The organism is Mycobacterium sherrisii (genome assembly GCF_002102355.1).
Classification (GTDB): domain Bacteria; phylum Actinomycetota; class Actinomycetes; order Mycobacteriales; family Mycobacteriaceae; genus Mycobacterium; species Mycobacterium sherrisii.
This window is the reverse complement of the sequence record NZ_LQPT01000069.1, coordinates 70,395-84,881: the sequence shown is the minus strand read 5'-3', so window position 1 is coordinate 84,881 and position 14,487 is coordinate 70,395. Positions and strand designations below refer to the sequence as shown.

The 14,487-nt window shown below is 67.7% G+C and carries 15 protein-coding genes and 1 tRNA gene; 7 read left to right on the top strand and 9 right to left on the bottom strand.

The window, feature by feature from the left end; all coding sequences use genetic code 11:
* Positions 1-37: 37 nt before the first annotated feature.
* The 3 genes from menD to AWC25_RS11055 all read left to right on the top strand — a co-directional run bounded on the left by menD (position 38) and on the right by AWC25_RS11055 (position 3,451).
* Positions 38-1,699: a 2-succinyl-5-enolpyruvyl-6-hydroxy-3-cyclohexene-1-carboxylic-acid synthase gene (menD, locus tag AWC25_RS11065; protein WP_069399617.1), complete on the top strand. Its 1,662-nt coding sequence runs from the start codon at positions 38-40 to the stop codon at positions 1,697-1,699.
* 14 nt (positions 1,700-1,713) lie between these two features.
* Positions 1,714-2,220, top strand: a complete 507-nt coding sequence (locus AWC25_RS11060) for a DUF3592 domain-containing protein (protein WP_085166788.1) — start codon at positions 1,714-1,716, stop codon at positions 2,218-2,220.
* Between the two features lie 76 nt (positions 2,221-2,296).
* Complete coding sequence (locus AWC25_RS11055; protein ID WP_085166776.1) at positions 2,297-3,451, top strand: glycosyltransferase family 4 protein; 1,155 nt, start codon at positions 2,297-2,299, stop codon at positions 3,449-3,451.
* Positions 3,452-3,461: 10 nt separating this feature from the next.
* Here AWC25_RS11055 and AWC25_RS11050 read toward each other — a convergent pair whose 3' ends face one another.
* Positions 3,462-4,286 carry an SDR family oxidoreductase gene (locus tag AWC25_RS11050; RefSeq protein ID WP_085166775.1) on the bottom strand — a complete coding sequence of 275 codons (825 nt, stop codon included), beginning with the start codon at positions 4,284-4,286 and terminating at the stop codon, positions 3,462-3,464.
* Positions 4,287-4,356: 70 nt separating this feature from the next.
* Between AWC25_RS11050 and AWC25_RS11045 the strand changes: the two genes are divergently transcribed.
* Complete coding sequence (locus tag AWC25_RS11045; protein ID WP_085166774.1) at positions 4,357-5,049, top strand: demethylmenaquinone methyltransferase; 693 nt, start codon at positions 4,357-4,359, stop codon at positions 5,047-5,049.
* A gap of 4 nt (positions 5,050-5,053) precedes the next feature.
* Here the strand turns inward: AWC25_RS11045 and AWC25_RS11040 are convergent, their stop codons facing one another.
* From AWC25_RS11040 to menJ, 3 genes are all read right to left on the bottom strand, one after another.
* The gene (locus AWC25_RS11040) at positions 5,054-5,461 is read right to left on the bottom strand and encodes a DUF732 domain-containing protein (RefSeq protein ID WP_085166773.1); all 408 of its coding nucleotides are present in this window, start codon (positions 5,459-5,461) and stop codon (positions 5,054-5,056) included.
* Between the two features lie 44 nt (positions 5,462-5,505).
* A complete protein-coding gene (locus AWC25_RS11035) occupies positions 5,506-6,180 on the bottom strand; it encodes a class I SAM-dependent methyltransferase (RefSeq protein WP_085166772.1) in 675 nt (224 codons plus the stop codon).
* An 81-nt stretch (positions 6,181-6,261) separates the two neighbouring features.
* Complete coding sequence (gene menJ / locus AWC25_RS11030; protein ID WP_211281039.1) at positions 6,262-7,512, bottom strand: menaquinone reductase; 1,251 nt, start codon at positions 7,510-7,512, stop codon at positions 6,262-6,264.
* A 21-nt stretch (positions 7,513-7,533) separates the two neighbouring features.
* Between menJ and grcC1 the strand changes: the two genes are divergently transcribed.
* A complete protein-coding gene (grcC1, locus tag AWC25_RS11025; protein ID WP_069399610.1) occupies positions 7,534-8,550 on the top strand; it encodes a nonaprenyl/(2E,6E)-farnesyl/geranylgeranyl diphosphat synthase in 1,017 nt (338 codons plus the stop codon).
* Between the two features lie 83 nt (positions 8,551-8,633).
* The gene (htpX, locus tag AWC25_RS11020) at positions 8,634-9,494 is read left to right on the top strand and encodes a zinc metalloprotease HtpX (protein WP_069399609.1); all 861 of its coding nucleotides are present in this window, start codon (positions 8,634-8,636) and stop codon (positions 9,492-9,494) included.
* Between the two features lie 156 nt (positions 9,495-9,650).
* Here htpX and AWC25_RS11015 read toward each other — a convergent pair whose 3' ends face one another.
* The 3 genes from AWC25_RS11015 to AWC25_RS11005 all read right to left on the bottom strand — a co-directional run bounded on the left by AWC25_RS11015 (position 9,651) and on the right by AWC25_RS11005 (position 12,835).
* Positions 9,651-10,676, bottom strand: a complete 1,026-nt coding sequence (locus tag AWC25_RS11015) for an NAD(P)H-dependent glycerol-3-phosphate dehydrogenase (protein WP_069399608.1) — start codon at positions 10,674-10,676, stop codon at positions 9,651-9,653.
* Between the two features lie 65 nt (positions 10,677-10,741).
* Positions 10,742-12,253 (bottom strand): flavin-containing monooxygenase, encoded by a 1,512-nt coding sequence (locus AWC25_RS11010; RefSeq protein WP_069399607.1) that lies wholly within the window; start codon positions 12,251-12,253, stop codon positions 10,742-10,744.
* 90 nt (positions 12,254-12,343) lie between these two features.
* The gene (locus AWC25_RS11005; RefSeq protein WP_044509754.1) at positions 12,344-12,835 is read right to left on the bottom strand and encodes a YajQ family cyclic di-GMP-binding protein; all 492 of its coding nucleotides are present in this window, start codon (positions 12,833-12,835) and stop codon (positions 12,344-12,346) included.
* A gap of 80 nt (positions 12,836-12,915) precedes the next feature.
* Between AWC25_RS11005 and AWC25_RS11000 the strand changes: the two genes are divergently transcribed.
* Positions 12,916-13,001, top strand: a tRNA-Tyr gene (locus AWC25_RS11000).
* A gap of 4 nt (positions 13,002-13,005) precedes the next feature.
* Here the strand turns inward: AWC25_RS11000 and AWC25_RS10995 are convergent.
* Positions 13,006-14,007, bottom strand: a complete 1,002-nt coding sequence (locus tag AWC25_RS10995) for a zinc-binding dehydrogenase (protein WP_158089736.1) — start codon at positions 14,005-14,007, stop codon at positions 13,006-13,008.
* A 137-nt stretch (positions 14,008-14,144) separates the two neighbouring features.
* Entirely contained in the window at positions 14,145-14,477 is a 333-nt protein-coding gene (locus tag AWC25_RS27145; protein ID WP_198166615.1) for an aldo/keto reductase, read from the bottom strand.
* Between the last annotated feature and the right edge of the window lie 10 nt (positions 14,478-14,487).

Here is a 14,487-nt window from a genome sequence, read left to right as displayed (position 1 = left end):
GGCGGGCATCGTCAGCGGGCTGTGACACCCTGTAGGAGTGAACCCCTCGACGACACAGGCGCGCGTCGTCGTTGACGAGCTGATTCGCGGCGGTGTCCGCGACGTGGTGCTGTGCCCCGGCTCCCGCAACGCCCCGCTGGCGTTCGCGCTGCAGGACGCCGACCGGGCCGGCCGGATCCGGTTGCACGTCCGCATCGACGAGCGCACCGCCGGCTTCCTGGCCGTCGGCCTGTCCATCGCCGCCGGTGCGCCGGTATGCGTCGCGATGACCTCGGGCACCGCCGTCGCCAACCTCGGCCCGGCCGTGGTGGAAGCCAACTACGCGCGGGTGCCGCTGATCGTGCTGTCGGCCAACCGGCCCTACGAGCTGCTCGGCACCGGGGCCAACCAGACCATGGAGCAGCTGGGCTATTTCGGCACCCAGGTGCGCGCCACGATCAGCCTCGGCCTGGCCGAAGATGCGCCCGAGCGGCTGGAGTCGCTGAACGCGACGTGGCGCTCGGCCACCTGCCGGGTGTTGGCGGCGGCTACCGGTTCGCGCACGGCCAACGCGGGGCCGGTGCAGTTCGACATTCCGCTGCGCGAGCCGCTGGTGCCGGATCCCGAACCGCGCGGTGCCGTCACGCCGCCGGGGCGTCCAGGTGATCGGCCGTGGACCTACACGCCCCCGGTCGTGTTCGACCAGCCGCTGGACATCGATCTGACGCCCGACACCGTGGTCATCGCGGGGCACGGCGCGGGTGTGCATCCCAACCTCGCGCAGTTACCGACGGTCGCCGAGCCCACGGCACCACCCGCCGCCAATCCGCTGCACCCGCTGGCCCTGACGCTGCTGCGCCCTAAACAGGTGATCATGCAGGGCCGCCCGACGCTGCATCGCCCGGTGTCGGCGCTGCTGGCCGACCCGCAGGTGCCGGTGTATGCGCTGACCACGGGGCCACGCTGGCCGGACGTCTCGGGGAACTCCCAGGCCACCGGGACGCGGGCGGTGACCTCCGGGACGCCCAGCCCGGCGTGGCTGTTGCGCTGCTCGGAGATGCATCAGCACGCACTCGCGGCGGTGCGCTGCCAGCTGGCGGCGCACCCGTTGACCACCGGGCTGCACGTCGCCGCGGCCGTGGCCGACGCGCTGCGCCCGGGCGACCAGCTGGTGCTCGGCGCGTCGAATCCGGTGCGCGACGCCGCCCTGGTCGGCCTGTCCCCGCACGGCATCCGGGTGCGGTCCAACCGCGGCGTCGCCGGCATCGACGGCACCGTGTCCACCGCCATCGGCGCCGCGTTGGCATATGAGGGGGCACATGAACTCAGCGGCAGCGCCGAGAATCCGGCCCGTACCGTCGCGCTGATCGGCGACCTGACGTTTGTCCATGACAGCTCCGGACTGCTGATCGGCCCGACCGAACCGACACCGCGGCATTTGACCATCGTGGTGTCCAACGACAACGGCGGCGGCATCTTCGAACTGCTCGAACAGGGCGACCCACGGTTCTCTGACGTGTCATCGCGGATCTTCGGCACCCCGCACGACGTCGACGTCGGAGCGCTGTGCCGCGCCTATCACGTCGAAAGTCGCCAGATCGAGGTGGGCGAACTGCACGCGGCTCTGGACGAACCGGGCGCCGGGATGCGGGTGCTGGAGGTCAAGGCGGACCGGTCGTCGCTGCGCGGCCTGCATGCCGCCATCAAGGCTGCTTTGTGAAGTCCCCAAAGGCGTTGCTGCGCATCTTGATTCACGGTCGCAGCGATGCAACATCGGCCAATCCCGTGCGAATGGCGCTGCGGTTCACCAGGATCGCGGTGTTGATAATCACCGGTCTGGTCACGTTGCAGTCGGTGTTACTGGTCGCCGGCGCGTGGCGCAATGACCTTGCGATTCAGCACAATATGGGCGTGGCGCAGGCGGAGGTACTCAGCGCCGGTCCGCGCCGCTCCACGATCGAATTCGTCACACCCGAGCGGGTGACTTACCGGCCCGAGCTCGGGGTGCTGTATCCGTCCGAATTGGCCACGGGCATGCGGATATACGTCGAGTACAACAAGAATGACCCCAATTTGGTTCGGGTACAGCACCGCAATGCGGCATTGGCGATCATCCCGGCCGGGTCGATCGCGGTGGTCAGTTGGCTGGTCGCGGTGGTCGTGCTGGTGTTGCTGGCGCTGGTGGACAGGCGGCTGAACCGGCGCGGTGTGGCACGGGCCGTCGCCAGCAAAGCCGGATGAAGCGTGACCAGCAAATTTCGCGCCCCGTATGCCGTCCGGCAACCTCGGAGACAATCGGCGCTGACACGATGACCTTGTGCGCGTTGCGATAGTCGCAGAATCATTTCTGCCGCAGGTCAACGGTGTCAGTAATTCTGTCGTCCGAGTGCTGGAGCATTTGCGCCGAACCGGCCACGAAGCTTTGGTGATCGCCCCCGACACCCCGCCCGGTGAACCTCCCGCCGAGCGGATTCACGACGGCATCCGGGTGCACCGGGTGCCGTCTCGAATGTTTCCCAAGGTGACGACGCTGCCGCTGGGTGTGCCGCGTCCACGACTGCTCAAGGTGCTGCGCGGATTCCAGCCCGATGTGATGCATCTGGCTTCACCGGCGCTGCTCGGCTACGGCGGCGTGCGCGCCGCCCGACTGCTCGGCGTGCCGACGGTGGCCGTCTACCAAACCGACGTACCGGGTTTCGCCGAGAGCTACGGCATCGGCATCACCACCCGCACGGCGTGGGCGTGGTTCCGGCATTTGCACCGGCTAGCCGATCGCACCCTGGCGCCGTCCACCTCCACTATGGAATCTCTTGTCGCGCACCGAATTCCGCGGGTTTACCACTGGGCTCGCGGGGTTGACATCATGGGGTACGCGCCCTCGGCGCGGGACGAGGTACTGCGGCGGCAGTGGTCGCCGCAGGGCAAACCAATCGTCGGTTTCGTCGGCCGGCTGGCGCCGGAGAAACACGTGGAACGGCTGGCGGGACTGGCGGCCGCCGGCGATGTTCAAGTGGTAATCGTCGGCGACGGAGTCGATCAACGCAAACTCCAATCCGCCATGCCCTCAGCGGTTTTCACCGGAGCAAAGTATGGGCCGGAGCTCGCCGCCGCGTACGCCAGCATGGACGTCTTCGTGCATACCGGCGAGCACGAGACGTTCTGCCAGGTGGTCCAGGAGGCGCTGGCCTCGGGATTGCCGGTGATCGCGCCCGACGCCGGCGGTCCGCGCGACCTCGTCACCCCGTGGCGCACCGGATTGTTGTTGGCGGTCAACGAGTTCGAGCGGCGGCTGCCTGAAGCGGTGGCGCACCTGCTGCAGGAACGGCCGCGCTACTCACAGGCCGCGCGGCGCAGCGTCCTCGCGCGCACCTGGCCGGCCATCTGTGACGAGCTGCTCGGTCATTACGCGGCCGTGCAGTCCCCCACCGCCAGAGCGCGTAGCGCCCAACGGCGCTACGCGCAAGGCGAGTGAGGTTGGGGCGCTAGCCCTGCGCCAGCTCCGAGACGGGTTGCCACTGCTCCCAGGTGCGTAACCGGTTCTCGTAGTCGGCCTTCGCGGTCTGCAGGGGCGACTTGCCGAAGAACACCCGCAGCGGCGGCTGCTCGGCGTCGACGACCTTGAGTATCGCGGCGGCCGAAGCCCGCGCGTTACCCATCGCCAACCAGCGCTGCCGGCGTTCGGCCTCGACCGTGGCGCGTAGCTCGTCGTAGGCGGACAAGGGCTCGGAATGCTTGGCCGATGCGCCGGACCAGTCGGTGTCGTAGCCGGCCGGTTCGACCAGCGTGACGTGCACACCGAACTCCGCCACTTCCCGGGCCAGTGTCTGTGAGAACCCTTCGAGCGCCCACTTGGAGGCGTGATAGATACCGAGCTGCGGAAACGCGGTGATGCCGCCGATCGACGACACCTGGATGATGTGGCCGCTGCCCTGTTGGCGCAGGTAGGGCAGGGCGGCCTGGGTGACCCACAGCGCACCGAACACGTTGGTCTCGATCTGGTCGCGTGCCTCTTGCTCGGACAGCTCTTCGACGAACCCGAAGTGCCCGTAGCCGGCATTGTTCACCACGACGTCGAGTCGGCCGAAGTGGTCGTAAGCCTGCTTGACCGCCGCGAAGTCGGCATCGCGGTCGGTGACGTCCAGCCGGATCGGCAGCAGCGGGTCGCCGTACTTCGTCGCCAGGTCGTCCAGTGTGGCCGTGTCGCGCGCGGTGGCGGCTACCTTGTCGCCCCGCTCCAATGCCGCGGCGGTCCATTCCCGCCCGAATCCACGTGATGTACCGGTGATAAACCAAACTTTTTCGCTCACGCCGTGTCTAACACCGCTGACGCGCGACCATTCCCAAACCCGCCAAATTGCGCCGGGTAGCGTCGTCGTCGTGAGTCGAGCGGCCTTGGACAAGAATCCCCGGGAGGTCGCGTCGATGTTCGACGGCGTCGCGCGCCGCTACGACCTGACCAACACCGTGCTGTCGGTCGGCCAGGACCGGTATTGGCGGCGAGCCACCCGCTCGGCGCTGCGGATCGGGCCCGGCCACAAGGCGCTCGACTTGGCCGCGGGTACCGCGGTGTCCACCGTCGAACTGGCGAAATCCGGTGCGTGGTGTGTGGCGGCGGATTTCTCGGTCGGGATGCTGGCGGCCGGTGGCGCGCGCAAGGTCCCCAAAGTTGCCGGGGACGCCACCAAGTTGCCGTTCGACGACGGCGTATTCGATGCCGTCACAATCAGTTTCGGCTTACGCAACGTCGCCGATCCGCAGGCGGGTCTGCGGGAGATGGCCCGGGTCACCCGGCCGGGCGGGCGGCTGGTGGTGTGCGAATTCTCCACGCCTACCAACGCCTTGTTCGCCACGGCGTACAAGGAATACCTGATGCGGGCCCTCCCGCGGGTGGCGCGGGCGGTGTCGAGCAATCCCGACGCCTACGTCTATCTCGCCGAGTCGATCAGGGCCTGGCCCGACCAGACCGAGCTGGCCGCGCAGATAGCGGAAGCAGGATGGTCGGGCGTGCGCTGGCGCAACCTGACCGGCGGCATTGTGGCCCTACATGCGGGCCACAAGCCGTTGCGGTGATCCCTTAGTTCGGGTGGGTACCGGCCGCCTGGACGACGCCGATCTGGTCCGGGCAGTAGTGATCGACGGCCGCGCCCAGGAACTGGAACGCCTGCCCCTGGCTGGTGCCACGCGGCAGGTTGCGCTGGATGAAGGTGGCCGACTGGTACGCGTCGTGGTCCACGCCGCGCCCCAACCGGTCGCAGGCGATCTTGCCTAGCCAGGCGAGCTGGTCCTGCGGCTGGTAGATGCCGAACCCGTTGACGGTTTGCTTGAACGGGGCGTCGTAGTCACTCGGGGGTGACGGCGTCCGCAGCGGCGTCGGGGCCGGCGGCGGCAGCGGGGGCGTCGTCGGGTCGGCCAGTGCCGGCAACGCCAGCGAAATCGCGGCCGCCGCGGTGGCGACGCCTGCAAGCAGCGTGGTTCCCCTCATTAGCCGGACTATACACCGCGGCAACGACGCGGTCTCGCGGATGATCAGTCCCGATGTGCGAGCAACAACCACGCGCTGACCGACTTCAACCCGTTGGGTTCGTCCTTTAGGTCGACGAACGGCATCTCGGGGGCACCGTCCGGCAACTTCGCGTGGATACGGGCCGGCCGGATCTCGTCGACGACCCAGTAGTCGGACACCGCGTCGCGCAGTTCGTCGGCGGTCACCGCGTTGATCGGGCCGTCCGGTGCGCCCGCCTTGTCGAAGACCAGCGCGAAGTAGGAGGCACCCGGTGCCGCGGCCCGGCTGATCGAGCGCTGATAGCCCTCGCGCGCCTCGACCGGGATCGAATGGAACAAGGTGCTGTCCACGATGGTGCCGAAGCGCCCGTCATACCCGGTGAAGGTGCTGATGTCGGCGACCTCGAAGGTGGCGTTGGTCAGTCCCCGCCGGGCGGCCTCGCGGCGGGCCAGGTCGATCGCGGTGGGTGACAGGTCGAGACCGACCGTGGTCATGCCGCGTTCGGCCAGGGTCAGCGAGATGGCAGCCTCGCCGCAGCCCACGTCGAGGACGTCGCCGTGGAACTTGCCCTGCTCGATCAGCGCGGCCAGCTCGGGCTGGGGCGCGCCAATGCTCCAGGGCGGACGGGCGCCCTCGCCGAATTGGGCGGATTCCCCGCGGTAAGCCGCTTCGAACTCGAAATCGGTTGGCTGAGTCATGCCTCCAGATATATCAAGCAGCCTGATCTATGTCAAGGAAGTTGATATAGGGGGCGGACAGCGCTTGGGTAAAAAATCGGTTCAGCTGAACGGGGTTCGGCGATCGATGAGCAGGGACAGCCGTCCGGCGCCACGCCAGGTCCGGGCCAACCAGTCGGTGTCCTCGTCGGTGACCAGATTGGCCATCACCCGCACGGCGAGGGTCATCAGCCGGGTGGACCGCATGGCTACGGGTCCGGTCGTGGGCAGGAAGCGCTGGAACGTCAGCAGCAGCGCCAGTCGGCGTGCGACGGAGAACCCGCGGCCGTAGTGGTCCTGCAGGAGCGCGGGCCACAACCCGGACACGTCCCGGGAGTCCAGCACCTCGGCGGCCAGTCGCCCCGTCTCCAGCCCGTAGTCGATGCCCTCCCCGTTCAGCGGGTTCACACAGGCCGCGGCATCCCCGATCAGCATCCAGTTCGGCCCGGCCACGCCGGAAACGGCGCCACCCATCGGCAGCAGCGCCGACGAGATCGCCCGCGGTGCACCCGTGAAGCCCCACTCCTCGCGACGCAGGTCGGTGTAATAGGAGATCAGCGGCCGCAGCGCCAGGTCGGCCGGGCGCCTCGACGTCGAAAGCGCTCCGACGCCGATGTTCACCTCGCCGTTGCCGAGTGGGAAGATCCAGCCATAGCCGGGCACCACTTTGTCCTTCGAGCCGTCGGGTGCGCGCAGTTCCAGATGCGACGTGAGCCAGGGGTCTTCGCTGCGCGTGGTGGTCAGGTACCCGCGCGCCGCGACGCCGTAGACCGTGTCCTGATGCCACCGGCGGCCCAGCTTGCGGCCCAGCGGCGAGCGCGCCCCGTCGGCCACGATCAGCTGGCGGCAGCGCAGCTCGGTGCCGTCGGCCAACACCACCGAGGTCACCCGCCTTGACGAGTCATGGTGCACGCCAACGGCTTTGGTGCCCAGCAACATTCGCGCGCCGGACTCTTCGGCGACCTTGCGGATGCGGTCGTCCAACTCGACGCGGGCCACCGCGCTGCCGGTCGACGGAAACGACGGTCCGGGCCAGTCGACCTCGAGCTCCCCGCCGAATCCGCTCATCCGCAAGCCCCGATGCCGAATGCGGGTGTCCAGCCAGGCACCGAGTCCCAGGCGCTCCAATTCGGCGACCGCACGGGGCGTCAGGCCATCGCCACACGGCTTGTCCCGCGGGAAGCTGGCGGAGTCGACGACCAAAACGTCGCGGCCCGCCCGGGCAGCCCAGGCCGCCGCCGCCGAACCCGCGGGTCCGGCGCCCACCACCACCAGGTCGGCGCCGGAGGCCTTGGTGTCGGGCGGCGTGTCCACGCCCACCAGTATGTTGGTCGCGTGAGTACTCCGGCGACGGTGGTGGCGGGCATCGACTTCGGCGATGCCTCGTTTGCCGCGACCGTGCGCGACGGTGTGGCAAAGATCGAGCAGCTCATGGACACCGAGTTGCGCGGCGCCGACGAGATCATGACCGAGTCGCTGATGCACCTGTTCAAGGCGGGTGGCAAGCGGTTTCGGCCGTTGTTCACCGTGCTGTCCGCGCAGCTCGGGCCGAACCCGGACGCGGCGGAGGTGACGATCGCCGGCGCGGTCATCGAGCTGGTGCACCTGGCGACGCTGTACCACGACGACGTCATGGACGAGGCGGAGGTCCGCCGCGGCGCCCAGACCGCCAACGTGCGCTGGAGCAACAACGTCGCCATCCTGGCCGGCGACTACCTCTTCGCCACGGCATCGCGGCTGGTGTCACGGCTGGGGCCGGCGGCGGTGCGGCTGATCGCCGAGACGTTCGCCCAGCTGGTGACGGGCCAGATGCGGGAAACCCGCGGAATGGACAAACACGCCCCGGGCGCGGATCCGATCGAGCATTACCTGAAGGTGGTGTACGAGAAGACGGCCTGCCTGATCTCCGCCGCCGGTGAGTTCGGGGCGATGTTCTCCGGCGCCGACGACGAACAGGTGGCGCGCCTGGCCCGGCTCGGCGGCATCGTGGGCACCGCCTTTCAGATCTCCGACGACATCATCGACATCGACAGCGATTCGGATGAGTCGGGCAAGGTGCCGGGCACCGACATCCGCGAGGGCGTGCACACCCTGCCGATGGTCTACGCACTGCAGCAGCCCGGGCCCGACGGCGACCGGCTGCGTGAGCTGCTGTCCGGGCCGGTGCAGGACGACGACGCCGTGATCGAGGCCCTGACGCTGTTGCGTGCGTCGCGGGGCATGGTGCAGGCCAAGGATTTTCTGGCGCAGTATGCCGCCAAGGCCCAGCACGAGCTGGGGCTTTTGCCCGATGTGCCGGGCCGGCGGGCGCTGCAGACGCTGGTCGACTTCACCATCAGCCGGCACGGCTAGCGGGCGCGGAACCCAAAGGACCGGTCCGGTCGTTGACGTGACAACGGTTAAGCAACGAGCAGAGCTTTTCGAGGAGGGAACCCGTGACCTGGCATCCACATGCCAACCGGCTGAAGACCTTCCTGCTGTTGGCCGGCATGTCCGCGATGATCGTGTTCGTGGGTTCGCTGTTCGGCCGGACGGCGATGTTCTTGGCGTTGATGTTCGCCATCGGGATGAACATCTACACGTACTACAACAGCGACAAGCTGGCCTTGCGGGCGATGCATGCTCAGCCGGTGTCCGAGCTGCAGGCGCCGATGATCTACCGGATCGTGCGGGAACTGGCCACCGCGGCGCACCAGCCGATGCCGCGGCTGTACATCAGCGATACCAACGCGCCCAACGCATTCGCGACCGGGCGCAACCCGCGCAACGCCGCGGTGTGCTGCACCACCGGCATTTTGGACATCCTCAACGAGCGTGAGCTACGCGCCGTGCTGGGGCACGAGCTGTCGCACGTCTACAACCGCGACATCCTGATCTCCTGTGTGGCCGGTGCGCTGGCCGGTGTGATCACCGCGTTGGCCAATATGGCGATGTGGGCGGGGATGTTCGGCGGCAACCGCGACGGCGAGAATCCCTTTGCGCTGCTACTGGTTTCGCTGCTGGGGCCGATTGCCGCGACGGTGGTGCGGTTGGCCGTGTCGCGTTCGCGGGAGTACCAGGCCGACGAGTCGGGCGCCGTGTTGACCGGCGACCCGCTGGCGTTGGCGTCGGCGCTGCGCAAGATCTCCGGCGGGGTGCAGGCCGCGCCGCTGCCACCGGAGCCGCAACTGGCCAGCCAGGCCCACCTGATGATCGCCAACCCGTTCCGCGCGGGGGAGCGGATCGGTTCACTGTTCTCGACGCACCCCCCGATCGAGGACCGGATCCGCCGGCTGGAGGCGATGGCGCGGGGGTAATGCGCTTGGCGTACGTCCAGGGCGTTCAGTGTGCGCCGGCGGCGGGGCCGTATCGGCGTGTTGGCGCCCCCAGCGCACTCCCGGCGCCGCCGATGCACCCGCAACGTCCGGCCGTGGTCGCGAATTGTCTGGCAGCGCAGCAGAATTCGGGTCGGACTAGAACCCGGAGCCGTGCACCTCATGCCCGGGGACTTCGGCGATCAGGCCGCTGTACGCCTGCTCGACCGACGATCCGTGGTTGATCACCGCGTCGACTTCGCGGGCGATCGGCATGCTCAGTCCGAATTCGTTGGCGAATTCCATGATGACGCTGGCGGCCTTGACGCCCTCGGCTACCTGGTTCATCGACGCGATGATCTCGTCGATCGGCTTACCGGCGCCGAGCTGCTCACCGACGTGACGGTTGCGGCTGCGCTGACTGGTGCACGTGACGATCAAATCGCCCAGCCCGGCCAGCCCGGGGAATGTCTCGGGGTTGCCGCCCAGTGCTACACCCAGCTTCGTCATCTCGCGCAGCGCGCGGGCGATCACCAACGCCCGGGTGTTCTCCCCGATGCCCAGCGAATAGCCCATTCCGACGGCGATCGCGTAGACGTTCTTCAGCGCCCCGGCCATCTCGACGCCGATCACGTCGTCGGTGGTGTAGACCCGGAATCGCCGGGTACGGAACAGCCCCGACAACCGGGTGGCCAGATGCTGGTCGGGCATCGCCAGCACCGCCGCGGCCGCATACCCCTCGCCGACCTCACGGGCGATGTTGGGGCCGGCCAGGATGCCGGCCGGGTGGCCCGGCAGCACCTCCTCGATGATCTGCGACATCCGCATGTTGGTGCCTTGCTCGAGCCCCTTGACCAAGGAAACCACCGGCACCCACGGCCGCAGCTCCTTGCCCAACTCGGTGAGCACGCCGCGGAATCCGTGCGAGGGCACCCCCATCACGACGACGTCGGCACAGTTGGCGGCCTCGGCGAAGTCGGTGGTCGCGCGCAGCGTGTCACTCAGCTCGACGTCGCTGCCGAGATAGCGGGTGTTGCGGTGCCGTTCGTTGATATCGTCGGCCGTCTCTGCCGAGCGCACCCACTGCAATGTCGGTCCCCGGCGTGCGCAGATGGACGCCACCGTGGTTCCCCAGGAACCACCGCCAAGGACAACAACTTTGGGTTCGCGTGTTTGGGCTGCCATAGCGTCAGCGTATTGCCGTCACCCCGAATTTAGTAGCAATTTGGCTTGTAGCCATCCATCAGGATCTAGCCCGCCACCGGCGCCCGGTCGGCGACGCGGCCGAATTCCATGGCCTCGTCGATACGATCGAACCGGTAATCGAGCGCGTCGGCGAGGTAGTTCTGCCGCACATGCCACGGCCGCTTGGTGCCCGACTTGGGCAGCTCGTGTGCCGATCGCTTCACGTAACCGGCGGCGATGTCCCAGGACGGCTTCTCGCCCATCGGCTCGCCACCCAAATGCGGGTAGGCGTGGGTGTAGCCGTGAGAAGCCATGTGCGCCAGCAGTTTCGCCGTGGCGCAGGCGGTGATGTCGGCACGCAGCGTCCAGGAGGCGTTGGTGTAGCCGACGCACCAGAACAGATTTGGCACGTCCTCGAGCATGTGCGCCTTATAAACGAAGCGCTCTCGGTGATCGATCTTTTCGCCGTCCACGCTGATCGTGGCACCGCCCAGCGCCTGCAGTTGCAGCCCGGTGGCGGTGACGATGATGTCGGCGTCGAGGTGTGCGCCGGACCGCAACGCGATTCCGGTGGCGTCGAAGTGATCGATCTCATCGGTGGCGACTTCGGCGCGACCCGCGGCGATCGAGTTGTACAGGTCGGCGTCGGGGATCAGGCACATCCGCTGGTCCCACGGGTTGTATCGCGGTTTGAAGTGGACGTCGACCTGGTAGCCCTGCGGCAGGCTGTCGATCGCCTTGCGGCGCAGCAGCCACCTGATCGCGCCCGGCAGCTGGCGTGACAAGAAGAAGAACACGGCCTCGGTCAAGGCGCTGTACGTCCGGATCGCCAGATGAGAAGCCTTGCGCGGCAAAAGGAAACGCATCAAGGCGGCGAACCTGCTGTACTTCGACGCCGAAATGAGATAAGTCGGGGAGCGCTGCAGCATGGTGACCTTGGCGGCCCGGGTGGACAGCGATGGCAACAGGGTGACCGCGGTCGCGCCGCTGCCGATCACCACGATCGTCTTACCGGCGTAGTCCAGTTCCTCAGGCCAATGCTGGGGATGCACGACCGTGCCGCGGAAGTGCTCGACGCCGGGGAAGTCCGGTGTGTAGCCCTGGTCGTAGTTGTAGTAGCCGGACGCGAAGAACACGAACCGGCTGCGGTAGATCGTGCCGGTGTCGCCGTGGTCGACGGCGATGGTCCAGGTGTCGGTCGCCGAATCCCAGTCCGCCGAACGGACATAGCTGTGGAACCGGATGTGGCGATCGATGCCGTATTTGTGCGCCGTGGCGGTCAGGTACTCGCGGATGTGCACGCCGTCAGCGACGCCTTCCTTGCGGGTCCAGGGTTCGAACGGAAACGACAGCGTGAAGATGCTGCTGTCGCTTCGCACGCCGGGGTAGCGGAACAGGTCCCAGGTGCCGCCGATCCGCTCGCGTCGCTCCAGGATGGCGTAGGTCAGGTGCGGGTTGCGCTCGGCGATCCGGTAGGCCGCACCGATGCCGGAGATCCCGGCACCGACGATGATCACGTCGAAGTAGCCGGCCTCAGCCGGGGGTTGGCCGGTGGCTTCCTGGGAAGTCGCGGTCATTGTCAACCTCGCTTGCTGGCAGGTAGTGAGGAGTCTCATGTGGTACTCGTCACTACCTTAGGCACCCCACCGGTTGGTTGGCGAGCAGGCCTAGCGGTAGTTGACGAACTGCAACGCCACGTCCAGGTCCGAGCTGCGCAGCAGGGCCTGGACGGCCTGCAGGTCGTCCCGCTTTTTGCTGGTGACCCGGATCTCGTCGCCCTGGATCTGGGTCTTGACGGTCTTGGGGCCCTCGTCGCGAATGAGTTTGGTGATCTTCTTGGCGTTCTCGCTGTCGATGCCCTGCTTGAGCGTCCCGGTGACCTTGAAGGTTTTGCCCGAGGCCTGTGGTTCGCCCGCGTCGAAGGCCTTCATCGAGATGTCGCGGCGGATCAGCTTCTCCTTGAACACGTCGACGGCCGCCTTGACGCGCTCCTCGGTGGAGGAGGTCAGCTCGACGGCGTCGTCACCCTTCCACGCGATCTTGGTGTCGGTGCCGCGAAAGTCGAAGCGGGTGGCCAGTTCCTTGGCTGCCTGGTTGAGCGCGTTGTCCACCTCTTGCCGATCGAACTTGCTGACGATGTCGAACGATGAGTCCGCCATGCGGTCGCCCTCCCTCTTGCTTCTAGCGTTGCTCCTAGCCGTTTGTGAAATGTCTACCCGGTCGTTGTACCCTGCTAGGCGGCAGGTTGCCCGAGCGGCCAATGGGAGCGGACTGTAAATCCGTCGGCTTACGCCTACACTGGTTCGAATCCAGTACCTGCCACCACAGTTCAGGCCTGGAGTCCGCCGCCGATCTTGTCGAGGACCCGTCGTGCGCCCAGTCGCTCGAGCGCGGCGGGGATCTCCTGGAACGACACCTCTTCACTGACCGCGGGCCGGATGGCGCCGCTGTCGACGAATGCCATGAGGCGGTCCAGGATTGCGTTCAGGTGTGCACGGCTGTAGCCCGCGGCCAGCACACCGACCAGCGTGGTGTTCGTCATCACCATCGTCTGGACGTCGGGAGTGGCCCACCCGCCGCTGGCGAAACCCACCGCCAGATGCCGACCGTCGCGGGCCAGGGCGGCCATGGCCGCGGTGCCCTGCGCGCCGCCGACGGTATCGAAGATCATGTCCAGCCCGGCCCCGCCGGTCGCCTCGCGCAACGCCGCGGCGAGCGGGGTGCCGCCGGCCGCGGTATCGCCGTCGGCGATGACGACGTGGTCGGCGCCCAGCGATGTGCAGAATTCGGCCCGGCGGTTGTCGCTGACGACGGCGAGAACCTCGGCGTGCAGCGCCTTGCTCAGCTGGACCGCCGCGATTCCGCTGCCGCCCGCCGCGCCGAGTACTGCCAGGCGTTGGCCGGGGGCCAGTCCGCCCCGGTCGACCAGCCCGATCCAGGCGGTCATGTTGGGGATCCAGAATCCCGCGGCGGCGGTATCGTCGAGTCCTGCGGGCGCTTCGAAGACGGTCCCGGTGTGGGCCAGCGTCTCGGCTGCGAAGGATCCGTTGCCGCTCAGGAAGTCGCTGACGCCCAGCACTCGGGTGCCGGCCGCGAGTTCGACGCCCGGCCCGGCCGCGGTGATCGTGCCGACGAACTCCTGGCCGGGTGTGAAGGGCAGCGGCGGTGTCAACGGGTAGCTGCCGCTACACATCAACACGTCGGGGCGTCCCAGGCCGGCCGCCGCGACGCTGATCCGCACTTGCCCGGCGGCGGGGTCGGGCAGCGTCCGCTCCACCTGGCGCAACACTTGGGCCGGTTCGCCGAATCCGTTGACCTGCCACGCTTTCACGTGAGGGCCTTCGGCTGCCGCGCGACATCGGCCGCGCGGCGCACGAAGTACGGGACCATACCGACGGCCATGCGGCATTTTATGAACGTGTTCTCGCCGAGCGCAGCACATTCGGCAGATCGGTCCGGGTACGCAATCTAGCGACCGGTCGGCACCTCCGCGAAGCCCGGCACTCCACCGTCGACAACGGAATTGAATCGGATGCGGGTGATTAGACGTTCGTCGATCTCGTCGATCGCGCTCTGTGGTAGTGCGGTCACATCGAAGTTCTCCCGAATGCGTGCCGGGTTGACCGATCCCGTCAGCACCGCGCTGCCGCGCTGAATTCCCCAGGCCAGCAACACTTGTGCGGGTGTCTTTGCGAAACGCTGGGCAATGTCGACGATCAGCGGGTCGTCGAGCAGCCGCGGCGCAAGGCCGTGGCCCAGCGACGCAAAGGCCAGCAGGATGATGTCCTCGGTGTCGCACAACTCGTGCAGT